Consider the following 12,935-nt stretch of genomic DNA (forward strand, 5'->3'; position numbering starts at 1 on the left):
ACAGGAGAAAACATGTTCAATAAGATCGTCAAGGAATTCCAGTGGGGCGGCCATACGGTTCGCATGGAAACGGGTGAGATCGCTCGTCAAGCCAGCGGCGCCGTGGTGCTCGACATGGATGACACCGTCGTCCTCGCCACCGTGGTCGGTGCCAAGAATGCGAAGCCGGGCCAGGATTTCTTCCCGCTGACCGTCGACTACCTGGAAAAGACCTACGCCGCCGGCAAGATCCCGGGCGGCTTCTTCAAGCGTGAAGGCCGTCCGTCGGAAAATGAAACGCTGACCTCGCGCCTGATCGATCGTCCGCTGCGTCCGCTGTTTCCGGAAGGCTTCTACAACGAAGTTCAGGTCGTCATCCACGTGCTGTCGATCAACCCGGAAGTGCCGGCCGACATCCCGGCGCTGGTCGCTGCTTCGGCTGCACTGGCCGTGTCGGGCCTGCCGTTCAACGGCCCGGTGGGGGCTGCCCGGGTGGGTTACAAAGATGGCCAGTACCTGCTCAACCCGAACCGTGCGCAACTGGCGCATTCGGAACTGGACCTCGTCGTTGCCGGTACCGAGCGTGCCGTGCTGATGGTCGAATCCGAAGCCAACCAGCTGTCGGAAGAAGTGATGCTGGGTGCCGTGGTGTACGGCCACGAGCAGATGCAGATCGCCATCAACGCGATCCATGACCTGGTGCGTGAAGGCGGCAAGCCTGAATGGGATTGGCAACCTGCGCCGAAGAACGAGGCGCTGGTCGCCAAGGTGTCGGAGCTGGGTCTGGCCGACCTGCAGGCCGCTTATCAGCTGCGCCAGAAGTCGGCTCGCAGCCAGAAGCTGAAGGAAGTCTACAAGTCGGTTGCCGCCAAGCTGGCTGAAGCCGGCGTGGATGCCGACGGCGTGGAAGTCGACAACATCCTGTTCGAACTCGAGTCGAAGATCGTGCGCGGCCAGATCCTGAGCGGCGAGCCGCGTATCGACGGCCGCGACACCCGCACGGTGCGCCCGATCGAGATCCGCTCCTCCGTGCTGCCGCGCGCGCACGGTTCGGCGCTGTTTACGCGTGGTGAGACGCAGGCGCTGGTGGTGGCCACCCTCGGCACCAAGAGCGACGAGCAGATCATCGACGCGCTGCAAGGCGAGTACCGCGATCGCTTCATGCTCCACTACAACATGCCGCCGTTCGCCACGGGCGAAACCGGCCGTGTGGGCAGCCCGAAGCGCCGCGAGATCGGCCACGGTCGACTGGCCAAGCGCGCGCTGATTCCGGTGCTGCCGAAGGACGACGAATTCGCTTACACGATGCGCCTGGTATCGGAGATCACCGAATCGAACGGCTCGTCCTCGATGGCGTCGGTGTGCGGCGGCTCGCTGGCACTGATGGACGCAGGCGTGCCCATCAAGGCGCACGTGGCTGGTGTGGCCATGGGCCTGATCCTGGAAGGCAACAAGTTCGCCGTGCTGACCGACATCCTGGGTGACGAAGATCACCTGGGTGACATGGACTTCAAGGTGGCGGGTACCGACGCTGGTATCACCGCGCTGCAGATGGACATCAAGGTGCAGGGCATCACCAAGGAAATCATGCAAGTGGCACTGGCGCAGGCCAAGGAAGGCCGTCTGCACATCCTGGGCAAGATGCAGGCTGCCATGGGCGGCGCACGCACCGAGCTGTCGGAGCACGCTCCGCGCATGATCACCGTCAAGATCAATCCGGAGAAGATCCGCGACGTGATCGGCAAGGGCGGTTCGACCATCCAGGCGCTGACCAAGGAAACCGGCTGCACGATCGACATCCAGGAAGACGGCACGATCACCATCGCGTCGACGTCGTCGGAAGGCATGGCCGAAGCCAAGCGCCGCATCGAAGGCATCACGGCCGAGGCTGAAGTGGGCAAGATCTACAACGGCACCGTGCTCAAGCTGCTGGACTTTGGCGCGATCGTCAACATCCTGCCGGGCAAGGACGGTCTGCTGCACATCTCGGAAATCGCCAACGAGCGCGTAAACCAGGTGTCCGACTACGTGAAGGAAGGCCAGGCTGTGCGCGTGAAGCTGCTGAGCACCGACGAGAAGGGCCGCATGCGTCTGTCGATCAAGGCTGCCAAGGCTGAGGAAGGTGACGTGCCGGCTGCGGCACCGCAAGCACCGGGTGCTGGCGACGCTGCCTCGCAGCAACAACAGCAACAACAGCAACAACAGCAGTAAGCGCGGCGTTTCTCGTGACGGAAACGGCTGGACGATGTCCAGCCGTTTTTTTGTTTACACTGCGTCGCGAGTGTTTCTCGCAACCCCATCGCGCCCTAACATGAGCCGCCTGTTCGAGCAAAACCGCATCGCCGTCGTCTGGGATTTCGACAAGACGCTGATCCCTCGCTACATGCAGGAGCCTCTCTTTGAACGCTACGGCGTTGCCGAGCAGGCGTTCTGGGACGAAGTCGACGCGGGCGCGAGGGAAATCGAGTTTCGCGGACAAAAAGTCAACCGCGAAACCTTCTACCTGAACGTTTTGCTGCGCCACGTGCGTGACGGCCGCATGAGTGGTCTGGACAATGCCACGCTGCGCGAACTTGGCGCCGAGCTTGAGTTCTTCCCGGGCGTGACCGACTTTTTCGAGCGCAGCAAGATCTGGGTGCGCGACAGCGGCGCCTACCAGGCGTTCGACATCAAGCTCGAGCACTACATCGTCAGCACTGGCCTGACCGAGATGATCAAGGGCTCGCCCATCGCGCCGTATATCGATGGCGTATGGGGCTGCGAATTTCTGGAAGCCCCGGATGCGACCGGCCGGCTCGTGATCTCGGAGGTCATCTATGCCATCGACAACACCACCAAGACACGCGCGCTGTTCGAGATCAACAAGGGCGTCAACAAGCACCCGGAAGCGGTCAACGTCAACTCGTCCATCGCCGAGGATGAGCGTCGCGTGCCGTTTGCCAACATGATCTACGTGGCCGATGGCCCGAGCGATATTCCGGCGTTCTCGGTGGCGCGCAAGGGCGGCGGTCGCACGTACGCGGTCTACAACCCCGAGAGCCCGCGCTCTTTCGAGCAGGCCGACAACTTGCGTGCGGATGATCGCGTCGACATGCACGGCCCGGCCGACTACCGCGCCGGCTCGCCGACTGAGATGTGGCTCAAATTACATATCGGCAAGATCGCCGATGCCATCGTCCATGGCAAACAGGAGATCCTGCGCGAAACCACGCGCGGCATTCCGCAGCACTTCGTCGAACCGAAGCGCTCTGTGTCGTAACCCTCACTGACCCGATTCCCATGAAAGCGATTGAAATCACACAATACGGCGGCCCGGAAGTCCTGAAGCTTGGCGAGCGGCCCACGCCGGAGCCGAAACCGGGCGAAGTGCTGATCCGCGTGCGCGCGGCCGGCGTGAATCGGCCGGATGTGTTTCAGCGCACCGGCAATTACCCGGTGCCGCCCGGCGCCTCCGATATTCCCGGGCTGGAGGTGGCTGGAGAGCTCGTCGGCGGAGATCTGTCGCACGCCGACAACCGGTATGGCTTGAAGCTGGGCGATCGCGCATGCGCGCTGGTGCAGGGTGGCGGTTACGCAGAATTCTGCACCGCTCCGCTGGGCCAGGTGCTGCCGGTGCCGGTAGGCTTGTCCGACGTCGAGGCTGCCGCCCTGCCGGAAAACTATTTCACCGTCTGGTCGAACGTCTTTGATCGCGGGTTGCTCGGGCGGGGCGCACATGGTGCCGAAGAAACCCTGCTCGTGCAGGGCGGCTCCAGTGGCATCGGTACCACGGCCATCCAGCTGGCGTCGGCATTGGGCCATCGGGTGTTCGCCACGGCAGGCAGCGAGGACAAGTGCGCGGCCTGCGTCGAACTGGGCGCCGCTCGCGCCATCAACTACAAGACAGAAGATTTTGTCGAGATCGTCAAGTCGGAGACCGGGCGTGGTGCCGACGTGGTGCTGGACATGGTGGGCGGCAGCTATGTCGCGCGCGAGATTGCCTGTACGGCCGACGACGGGCGTATCGTGCTGATCGCATTGCTCGGTGGCGCCAAGGCCGAGGTGCCGCTGGGCGACATCCTGCGCCGGCGCATCACGCTGACGGGCTCGACGCTGCGCCCGCGGCCGGTCGCCTTCAAGGCTGCGATCGCCAGCCACTTGTACGAGACGGTATGGCCCCTGCTGGCGTCGGGCCGCATCAAACCTGTGATTCACGAGGTCATGCCGGCGGCACAGGCGGCTCAGGCGCATGCCTTGATGGAGTCGAGTGCCCACATCGGCAAGATCATGTTGATTTGGGATTGACGCCAAGACGCGAAAATTGACCCCGTTTTTGCCGCCACGGTAGAATGCCGGGTTTATTTGACAGTCGACCGAGCAAAAACGTGAACGCAAGACCGAAGCTGGTGGTGGGCAACTGGAAGCTGCATGGCAGCCTGAGCACCAACGCCGCGCTGCTTGAACAGATCAAGGCGGCAGGCAAAACCAACGCCACGCTGGCGGTGTGCGCCCCGTTCCCGTACTTGGCGCAGTGCCAGTCGCTGCTGGCCGGCTCGATGGTGGGGTGGGGTGCTCAAGACGTGTCGGCAGAAACGCGCGGCGCCTTTACCGGTGAAGTGGCGGCGTCGATGCTGTCGGAATTCGGCTGTGGCTACGTGATCGTCGGCCACTCCGAACGCCGAACGTATCACGGCGAAACCGATGCGCAAGTGGCGACGAAAGCGCTGCGGGCCTTGGAACACGGCATCATCCCGATTGTCTGTGTGGGTGAAACGCTCGCACAGCGTGAAGCCGGTGAGACAGAGCAGGTGGTCGGCCGCCAGCTGGACGCGGTGCTGGACGCGCTGTCGGTTGAGCAACTCGGCCGCATCGTTGTGGCCTATGAGCCCGTCTGGGCCATCGGTACCGGTAAAACGGCGACGAGCGAGCAGGCTCAGGCGGTCCATGCGTTCCTGCGTGGCCGCGTCGCTGCGTGCCATGCTGATGTGGCACAGCGCCTGCCGATCCTGTATGGCGGCAGTGTGAAGCCGGACAATGCGGGTGAGCTGTTCGCGATGGCCGATATCGACGGCGGCCTGATCGGCGGCGCATCGCTGAAGGCTGAAGATTTTCTGGCGATCGGCCGCGCGTAAGCGGCTGTCTAGGTCGTCGCACAACGGATGTGCGCGACCGCAACATATTCTTGAGAGAAGCGAAATGGCGATTCTGAAAACTCTGCTGCTGGTAGCGCAAATCCTAAGCGCACTGGGCGTCATCGGGTTGGTGCTGCTGCAGCACGGCAAGGGCGCGGATGTTGGCGCGGCATTCGGCTCGGGCGCCTCGGGCAGCCTGTTTGGTGCCAGTGGCTCAGCCAACTTCCTGTCGCGTACGACGGCGGTACTGGCCACCGTGTTCTTCATTGCCACGCTGGCGCTCACGCTGATCGGTACGAATAAGGGTGGTGTTTCGGCGGGTGTGATGGGAGCGGTGGCGCCTGTTGCGCCGGCGGCTTCGGCGCCTGCTGCGTCGGCTCCGGCGGCATCAGCGGCAGCGTCCGCGCCGGCTGTGCCGAAGTAATTTCCCGTAATCAATAGGGGTGTGCTGTCGCGGTTCGAAAGCCCATCTTGCAGTGCAAGTTTTTTGTTTGTGCATTGAACAAAAGTCTCGCTTTGCGGTAGAATGCAAGGCTTGAAACAATACGGAAAACGGCGGAGGCGCCAAGCCAAATCCGGCTTCCTGATAAAGTTTCATCCCCCAGCCGACGTGGTGAAATTGGTAGACACGCTATCTTGAGGGGGTAGTGGCGAAAGCTGTGCGAGTTCGAGTCTCGCCGTCGGCACCAATCAAATTCGGGGTCTGTTCAACGGGATGTTCCGCGCAGGCCCCTCCGCAAGACGACGCGCAGTTGAAGCGTCGTAAGGCTGCGGACCCGGCGCCTTCGATGGGGCGACAAGGCGCCGCCTGCGGGCAGTGCTGTTGCAACCATTCAAAAAGGCGGGCGTCCCTTGAACCTCGAAGCCTATTTCCCCGTACTGTTGTTTATCGTTGTCGGCGTTGGCCTTGGCCTTGCTCTGATGACCATCGGCCGAGTTCTCGGTCCGAACAATCCCGATCCTGACAAGCTCTCGCCGTACGAGTGCGGCTTCGAAGCGTTCGAAGACGCGCGCATGAAGTTCGACGTGCGCTATTACCTCATCGCCATCCTGTTCATTCTGTTCGATCTGGAGACTGCGTTCCTGTTTCCGTGGGGCGTGGCGCTGCGTGAGATCGGCTGGCCTGGGTTCTTCGCGATGGGTGTGTTTCTTCTCGAGTTTCTCGTGGGCTTCGTCTACATCTGGAAAAAAGGCGCGCTCGATTGGGAGTGATGTGAAATGGCGATCGAAGGCGTACTCAATGAAGGCTTTGTCACGACAACCGCTGACAAGCTGATCAACTGGACCCGTACCGGGTCACTGTGGCCGATGACGTTCGGCCTGGCCTGCTGTGCCGTCGAAATGATGCACGCTGGCGCATCGCGTTATGACCTGGACCGCTTCGGTGTGGTGTTCCGCCCGTCGCCGCGTCAGTCTGACGTGATGATCGTGGCCGGCACGCTGTGTAACAAGATGGCGCCCGCGCTGCGCAAGGTGTACGACCAGATGGCCGAGCCTCGCTGGGTCATCTCGATGGGGTCGTGCGCCAATGGCGGTGGCTATTACCACTATTCTTACTCCGTCGTGCGCGGCTGCGATCGCATCGTGCCGGTCGATGTGTACGTGCCGGGCTGCCCGCCGACGGCGGAAGCGCTGATTTATGGCGTCATCCAGCTGCAGGCGAAGATCCGCCGTACCAATACCATCGCGCGCAAGGGCTGACATGACCGACAAGCTTGCCACCCTGAAAGCCGCGCTCGAGAAGGCGCTAGGCAACCGCATTCAGAGTCTGTCCGAAGCCGTCGGTGAACTCACCCTGGTGGTGAAGGCTTCCGATTATCTCGAGGCCATGCGGGTGCTGCGCGACGACGCTTCGCTCAAGTTCGAGCAACTGATGGATCTGTGCGGCGTCGACTATGCCGACTACGGCGATGGTGCCTGGAATGGTCCGCGCTTTGCCGCTGTCTCGCATCTGCTGTCGGTATCGCACAACTGGCGCGTGCGCGTGCGCGTGTTTGCGCCGGATGACGACCTTCCTGTCGTGCCGTCCGTTGTAGACATCTGGAATTCCGCAAACTGGTTCGAGCGCGAGGCGTTCGACCTGTACGGTCTGGTCTTCGAAGGCCATCCGGACCTGCGCCGCATCCTGACCGATTACGGTTTCATCGGCCATCCGTTCCGCAAGGATTTCCCTGTGTCGGGTTACGTTGAAATGCGTTACGACCCGGTGCAGCGCCGTGTGGTCTACCAACCGGTGACCATCGAGCCGCGTGAGATTACGCCGCGTGTGATCCGTGAGGATCAATACGGTGGCCTGAAGCACTGAAGGGCGCCCGATCATGGCAGATATCAAGAACTACACCCTGAACTTCGGCCCGCAGCACCCGGCCGCGCACGGCGTGCTGCGCCTGGTGCTCGAGCTGGATGGCGAAGTGATTCAGCGCGCTGACCCGCATATCGGCCTGCTGCATCGTGCGACTGAGAAGCTCGCTGAGCAGAAGACCTGGATCCAGAGCGTACCGTACATGGACCGCCTCGACTATGTGTCGATGATGGTCAACGAACACGCCTATGTGATGGCCATCGAGCGCCTGCTGGGCCTCGAGGTTCCGCTCCGTGCACAGTACATCCGCGTCATGTTCGACGAGATCACGCGGATCATGAACCACCTGATGTGGATCGGTTCGCACGCGCTGGACGTGGGCGCCATGGCGGTGTTCCTGTATGCCTTCCGCGAGCGCGAGGACCTGTTCGACATGTATGAAGCCGTGTCGGGCGCGCGTATGCATGCGGCCTATTATCGTCCGGGCGGCGTGTACCGCGACCTGCCCGATACGATGCCGCAATACAAGGCATCCAAGGTGCGCAACGAGAAGGCGCTGGCCGCGCTGAACGAAACACGTTCGGGCTCCCTGCTGGATTTCATCGAAGACTTCACCAATCGTTTCCCGAAGTACGTCGACGAATACGAAACGCTGCTCACCGATAACCGGATCTGGAAGCAGCGCCTGGTCGGCATTGGCGTGGTGAGCCCGGAGCGTGCGCTCCAGAAGGGTTTCTCCGGCGCCATGCTGCGCGGCTCCGGGATCGAGTGGGATGTACGCAAGAAGCAGCCGTACGAGGTGTACGACCGCATCGATTTCGATATCCCCGTCGGGGTCAATGGCGATTGCTACGACCGTTACCTGGTGCGTGTCGAAGAAATGCGCCAGAGCAACCGCATCATTCGCCAGTGCATCGAGTGGCTACGCAAGAATCCGGGTCCGGTGATCACCGACAACCACAAGGTGGCACCGCCCTCGCGCGTGGACATGAAGACCAACATGGAAGAGTTGATCCACCACTTCAAGCTCTTCACGGAAGGCATGCACGTGCCGGAAGGCGAGGCGTATGCCGCCGTCGAGCACCCGAAGGGCGAGTTCGGTATCTATGTGGTGTCCGATGGTGCCAACAAGCCGTACCGCCTGAAGATTCGTGCACCGGGCTTCGCCCATCTGGCGGCACTCGACGAGATGGCCAAGGGTCACATGATCGCCGATGCAGTGACGATCATCGGGACGCAGGACATCGTGTTCGGCGAAATCGATCGCTGAGCGCCCAGTAAACGAAGGTTTGACGCGCGGGCAAGCGCGGCTGTGAAACGAGGACGCACGCCGGGGTGAGAGCCCCGCGTCCCGCACCAATCGCAACGAACATGCTATCAGCAGAAGCTCTCAAGGAAATCGACCGGGCGGTCGCGAAATATCCCGCCGACCAAAAACAGTCCGCCGTGATGGCGGCGCTGGCGGTCGCGCAGAGCGAGAAAGGCTGGGTCTCGCCCGAAGTCATGCAGTTCGTGGCCGAGTATCTCGAAATGCCGCCGGTGTGGGTCGAGGAAGTGGCGACGTTCTACAACATGTACGACACCAAGCCGGTAGGCCGCTTCAAGTTGTCGGTGTGCACGAACCTGCCTTGTGCGCTGTCGGGCGGCGACCGTGCTGCTGAACATCTGAAGAAGAAGCTTGGCATCGGTTTCAATGAGACCACGGCCGACGGCAATTTCACGCTGAAAGAAGGTGAATGCATGGGCGCGTGCGGTGATGCACCGGTCATGATCGTCAATAACACCCACATGTGCAGCTTCATGAGCAACGAGAAGCTCGACGCGCTGATCGCCGATTTGCAGGCGAAGGCGTCCGCCAACGGAGCAGGCAAGTAAATGACCTCTCTGCACGATCGACATATCCAGCCGCTGATTCTCGCCGGCTTGAACGGCGACAACTGGCACCTAGAAGACTACGTCAAGCGCGGCGGCTACCAGCAGCTCAAGCGCATCCTGACCGAGAAGATCCCGCCCGAGCAGGTCATCGCCGACGTGAAGGCTTCGGGGCTGCGCGGCCGCGGCGGCGCTGGCTTTCCGACTGGCTTGAAGTGGAGCTTCATGCCGCGCCAATTCCCTGGCCAGAAGTATCTCGTCTGCAATTCGGACGAGGGTGAGCCCGGTACGTTCAAGGATCGCGACATCCTGCGTTACAACCCGCACGCGCTGATCGAAGGCATGGCGATCGGTGGCTACGCAATGGGTATCACCGTGGGCTACAACTACATCCACGGCGAAATCTGGGACGTCTACAAGCGATTTGAAGAGGCGCTGGAAGAGGCGCGTGCTGCGGGCCTCCTGGGCGACAACATCCTTGGTTCCGGTTTCAACTTCCAGCTGCATGCGCACCATGGCTATGGCGCGTACATCTGTGGCGAGGAAACCGCGTTGCTCGAATCGCTGGAGGGCAAGAAAGGGCAGCCTCGCTTCAAGCCGCCGTTCCCGGCCAGCTTCGGCCTGTATGGCAAGCCCACGACGATCAACAATACCGAGACCTTCGCTGCGGTACCGTTCCTTCTGTCCATCGGTCCTGACAACTATCTGAAGATGGGCAAGCCGAACAACGGCGGCTCGAAGATCTTCTCGGTGTCCGGGGATGTGGAGCGTCCGGGCAACTACGAGATCCCCCTGGGCACGCCGTTCTCGAAGCTGCTGGAGCTGGCTGGCGGGATGCGTGGCGGCAAGAAGCTCAAGGCGGTCATTCCGGGTGGTTCTTCGGCTCCAGTCGTGCCGGCCGATCTGATGATGGCCTCCGACATGGACTACGACTCGATCGCTAAGGCCGGCTCGATGCTCGGCTCAGGGGCGGTGATCGTGATGGACGAGACGCGCTGCATGGTGAAGTCGCTGCTGCGCCTGTCGTATTTCTATTACGAGGAGTCCTGCGGCCAGTGCACGCCGTGCCGAGAGGGCACCGGATGGCTGTACCGCGTGGTCGATCGCATCGAGCACGGCAAGGGGCGCCAGGAAGATCTGGACCTGCTGAACAACGTGGCCGAGAACATCATGGGCCGGACCATCTGCGCGCTCGGCGATGCCGCCGCGATGCCGGTCCGCGGCATGCTCAAGCACTACTGGGATGAGTTCGCGTATCACGTCGAACACAAGCAGTGCATGGTGCCCACCTACATTTAAGCGTGGCAGAACATGGTTGAAATCGAAATCGATGGCAAGAAGGTCGAGGTTGCCGAGGGCAGCCTGGTAATGGAGGCGGCCCGCCAGGCGGGTACCTACATTCCTCATTTCTGCTATCACCGCAAGCTGTCGGTCGCGGCCAACTGCCGGATGTGTCTGGTCGAGGTCGAGAAGGCGCCCAAGGCCCTGCCGGCCTGCGCCACCCCCGTCACCGCGGGCATGAAGGTCTTCACTGCCTCGGAGAAGGCCGTGAAGGCGCAGAAGTCCGTGATGGAATTCCTGCTGATCAACCACCCGCTGGATTGCCCGATCTGCGATCAGGGCGGCGAGTGCCAGCTCCAGGATCTGGCGGTCGGCTACGGCAAGTCCGAATCGCGCTACAAGGAAGAGAAGCGCGTGGTGTTCCACAAGAACGTGGGCCCGCTGATCTCCATGGAAGAGATGACGCGCTGCATTCACTGCACGCGTTGCGTCCGCTTCGGCCAGGAAATTGCCGGCGTGATGGAACTGGGCATGCTCAACCGCGGCGAGCATTCCGAGATCACCACGTTCGTCGGCCAGACGGTGGATTCGGAGTTGTCGGGCAACATGATCGACCTGTGCCCGGTCGGTGCACTGACCAGCAAGCCGTTCCGGTACTCGGCCCGTACGTGGGAACTGGCGCGCCGCAAGTCGGTGTCGCCGCATGATGGCCTCGGCGCGAACGTGATCGTTCAGACCAAGAACCAGCGTGTGATGCGCGTGCTTCCGCTGGACAACGAAGCCATCAACGAATGCTGGTTGTCCGACAAGGATCGCTTTGCCTACGAAGGTCTCAACAGCGACGAGCGCCTGACGCAGCCAATGCTCAAGCAGGGCGGTCAGTGGAATGCTGTCGACTGGACCACGGCGCTTGAATACGTGGCCAACGGTCTGAATAACGTCAAGCGTGACCACGGCGCCGAGCAGATTGGTGCACTGGCCAGCCCGCATAGCACGCTGGAAGAGTTGTTCCTGTTGCAGAAGCTGATGCGCGGCATCGGCAGCGACAACATTGATTTCCGCCTGCGCCAATCGGATTTCTCCGTCAAGCCGGCGGGGGCTCCGTGGCTGGGCATGCCGATCGCCGATGTGTCGCTGCTGCAGCGCACGTTGGTGGTGGGTGCTTTCCTGCGCAAGGATCACCCCTTGCTCGCTGCGCGTCTGCGCCAAGCCGGCAAGAAGGGGGCGCAGTTGAGCGTGATCGGTGCCGGCGGCGAAGACCTGCTGATGCCAGCCACGCAACTTCTAGGCGCGCCTTCGCAATGGTTGTCGTTGATGGCTCAAGTGGCCGTGGCGATTGCCGCAGCCAGCAACACAGCACGTCCGACGGGCACGGAAGGTGTCGAGGCTGGGGAAACCGCGCAGCGCATCGCCGCGTCGTTGGCTTCGGGTGAGCGCAAGGCCGTGTTCCTGGGGAATGCCGCCGTGGCGCATCCGCAGTTCTCGAAGTTGCATGCGCTGGCTCAGTGGATCGCTCAGCAGACCGGCGCCACGCTGGGCTTCCTGACCGAGGCTGCCAATACGGTGGGGGGCTACATTGCTGGCGCGCTGCCGCAGTCCAGCGGCCTCGATGTTTCCGCCATGCTGGCGCAGCCGCGCCGTGCCTATGTGCTCCTCGGCGCCGAGCTGGAGTTCGATACCGCTCATCCACAGCAGGCGCGCGCTGCGCTGGATCAGGCCGATACCGTGGTCGTACTGGCACCGTTCGCGTCGCGTGCGGCGCTGGAATACGCCGATGTGCTGCTGCCGACCGCGCCGTTCACTGAAACCGCGGGTACGTTCGTGAACTGCGAGGGCCTGCCGCAAAGCTTCAACGGCGTGGTGCGTGGTTTGGGCGATTCGCGCCCTGGCTGGAAGGTCCTGCGGGTGCTTGGCAATTTACTCAATCTGCCTGGCTTCGAATACGACACGTCGGAAGCTGTGCGTGACGAGGTGTTGGCCAAGCCGGTTGCCGGGCAGCTCTCCAACGCAACAACCGCGCAGATTACGGTGCCGGTTGCGGACAGTGTCGGCATCGAACGTCTGGCCGACGTCCCCATTTATCACGCTGACCCGATTGTGCGTCGAGCCGGTTCTCTGCAGCTGACCGCAGCCGCTCGCGCAGCCGTTCGTGCAGGCGTGTCCGCCGATGTATTCACGCAGTTGGGTCTGGCCGATGGCGATGCCGTCCGCGTGACGCAAGGGCAGGGTAGTGTCGTGATGCCGGCGGTATTGGATCGGTCGCTGGCTTCCGGTGTGATCCGTGTGCCGGCTGCAACCGAAGCTTCGACCAAGTTGGGTGCGATGTTCGGTGCGGTGAGCGTTGAGAAGGTTGAATCGTCCGCGCTGGCGGCTACGGTGTAAGGGTCAAC

At 62.2% G+C, this 12,935-nt stretch carries 12 protein-coding genes and 1 tRNA gene; all 13 read left to right on the plus strand.

Translation table 11 applies throughout. From position 1 onward, the window contains the following. Nucleotides 1-12: 12 nt before the first annotated feature. On the plus strand, nt 13-2,190 hold the full coding sequence (gene pnp / locus R2N03_RS03375) for a polyribonucleotide nucleotidyltransferase (RefSeq protein WP_316655174.1): 2,178 nt from the start codon (nt 13-15) through the stop codon (nt 2,188-2,190). A 100-nt stretch (nt 2,191-2,290) separates the two neighbouring features. Then, the gene (locus R2N03_RS03380; protein WP_316655176.1) at nt 2,291-3,238 is read left to right on the plus strand and encodes an HAD family hydrolase; all 948 of its coding nucleotides are present in this window, start codon (nt 2,291-2,293) and stop codon (nt 3,236-3,238) included. A gap of 20 nt (nt 3,239-3,258) precedes the next feature. Beyond that, the gene (locus R2N03_RS03385; RefSeq protein WP_316655177.1) at nt 3,259-4,263 is read left to right on the plus strand and encodes an NAD(P)H-quinone oxidoreductase; all 1,005 of its coding nucleotides are present in this window, start codon (nt 3,259-3,261) and stop codon (nt 4,261-4,263) included. Between the two features lie 80 nt (nt 4,264-4,343). Next, the gene (gene tpiA / locus R2N03_RS03390; protein WP_316655178.1) at nt 4,344-5,090 is read left to right on the plus strand and encodes a triose-phosphate isomerase; all 747 of its coding nucleotides are present in this window, start codon (nt 4,344-4,346) and stop codon (nt 5,088-5,090) included. Between the two features lie 64 nt (nt 5,091-5,154). Then, nucleotides 5,155-5,514 (plus strand): preprotein translocase subunit SecG, encoded by a 360-nt coding sequence (gene secG, locus R2N03_RS03395; RefSeq protein ID WP_316655180.1) that lies wholly within the window; start codon nt 5,155-5,157, stop codon nt 5,512-5,514. 180 nt (nt 5,515-5,694) lie between these two features. After that, nucleotides 5,695-5,779: transfer RNA gene (locus tag R2N03_RS03400), tRNA-Leu, on the plus strand. Nucleotides 5,780-5,942: 163 nt separating this feature from the next. Then, on the plus strand, nt 5,943-6,302 hold the full coding sequence (locus R2N03_RS03405) for an NADH-quinone oxidoreductase subunit A (RefSeq protein WP_004630810.1): 360 nt from the start codon (nt 5,943-5,945) through the stop codon (nt 6,300-6,302). Between the two features lie 6 nt (nt 6,303-6,308). Next, nucleotides 6,309-6,791 (plus strand): NuoB/complex I 20 kDa subunit family protein, encoded by a 483-nt coding sequence (locus tag R2N03_RS03410; RefSeq protein WP_003272835.1) that lies wholly within the window; start codon nt 6,309-6,311, stop codon nt 6,789-6,791. A 1-nt stretch (nt 6,792) separates the two neighbouring features. Next, nucleotides 6,793-7,395, plus strand: a complete 603-nt coding sequence (locus R2N03_RS03415) for an NADH-quinone oxidoreductase subunit C (RefSeq protein ID WP_316655192.1) — start codon at nt 6,793-6,795, stop codon at nt 7,393-7,395. A gap of 13 nt (nt 7,396-7,408) precedes the next feature. Further along, nucleotides 7,409-8,662, plus strand: a complete 1,254-nt coding sequence (locus R2N03_RS03420) for an NADH-quinone oxidoreductase subunit D (protein ID WP_316655194.1) — start codon at nt 7,409-7,411, stop codon at nt 8,660-8,662. A gap of 101 nt (nt 8,663-8,763) precedes the next feature. Beyond that, nucleotides 8,764-9,267: an NADH-quinone oxidoreductase subunit NuoE gene (nuoE, locus tag R2N03_RS03425; RefSeq protein ID WP_316656552.1), complete on the plus strand. Its 504-nt coding sequence runs from the start codon at nt 8,764-8,766 to the stop codon at nt 9,265-9,267. Next, the gene (gene nuoF / locus R2N03_RS03430; protein ID WP_316655196.1) at nt 9,268-10,563 is read left to right on the plus strand and encodes an NADH-quinone oxidoreductase subunit NuoF; all 1,296 of its coding nucleotides are present in this window, start codon (nt 9,268-9,270) and stop codon (nt 10,561-10,563) included. Nucleotides 10,564-10,575: 12 nt separating this feature from the next. Then, complete coding sequence (nuoG, locus tag R2N03_RS03435; protein ID WP_316655198.1) at nt 10,576-12,927, plus strand: NADH-quinone oxidoreductase subunit NuoG; 2,352 nt, start codon at nt 10,576-10,578, stop codon at nt 12,925-12,927. The last annotated feature ends 8 nt before the right edge of the window (nt 12,928-12,935 follow it).

It is taken from the genome of Ralstonia condita, assembly GCF_958405655.1.
Lineage (GTDB): Bacteria > Pseudomonadota > Gammaproteobacteria > Burkholderiales > Burkholderiaceae > Ralstonia > Ralstonia condita.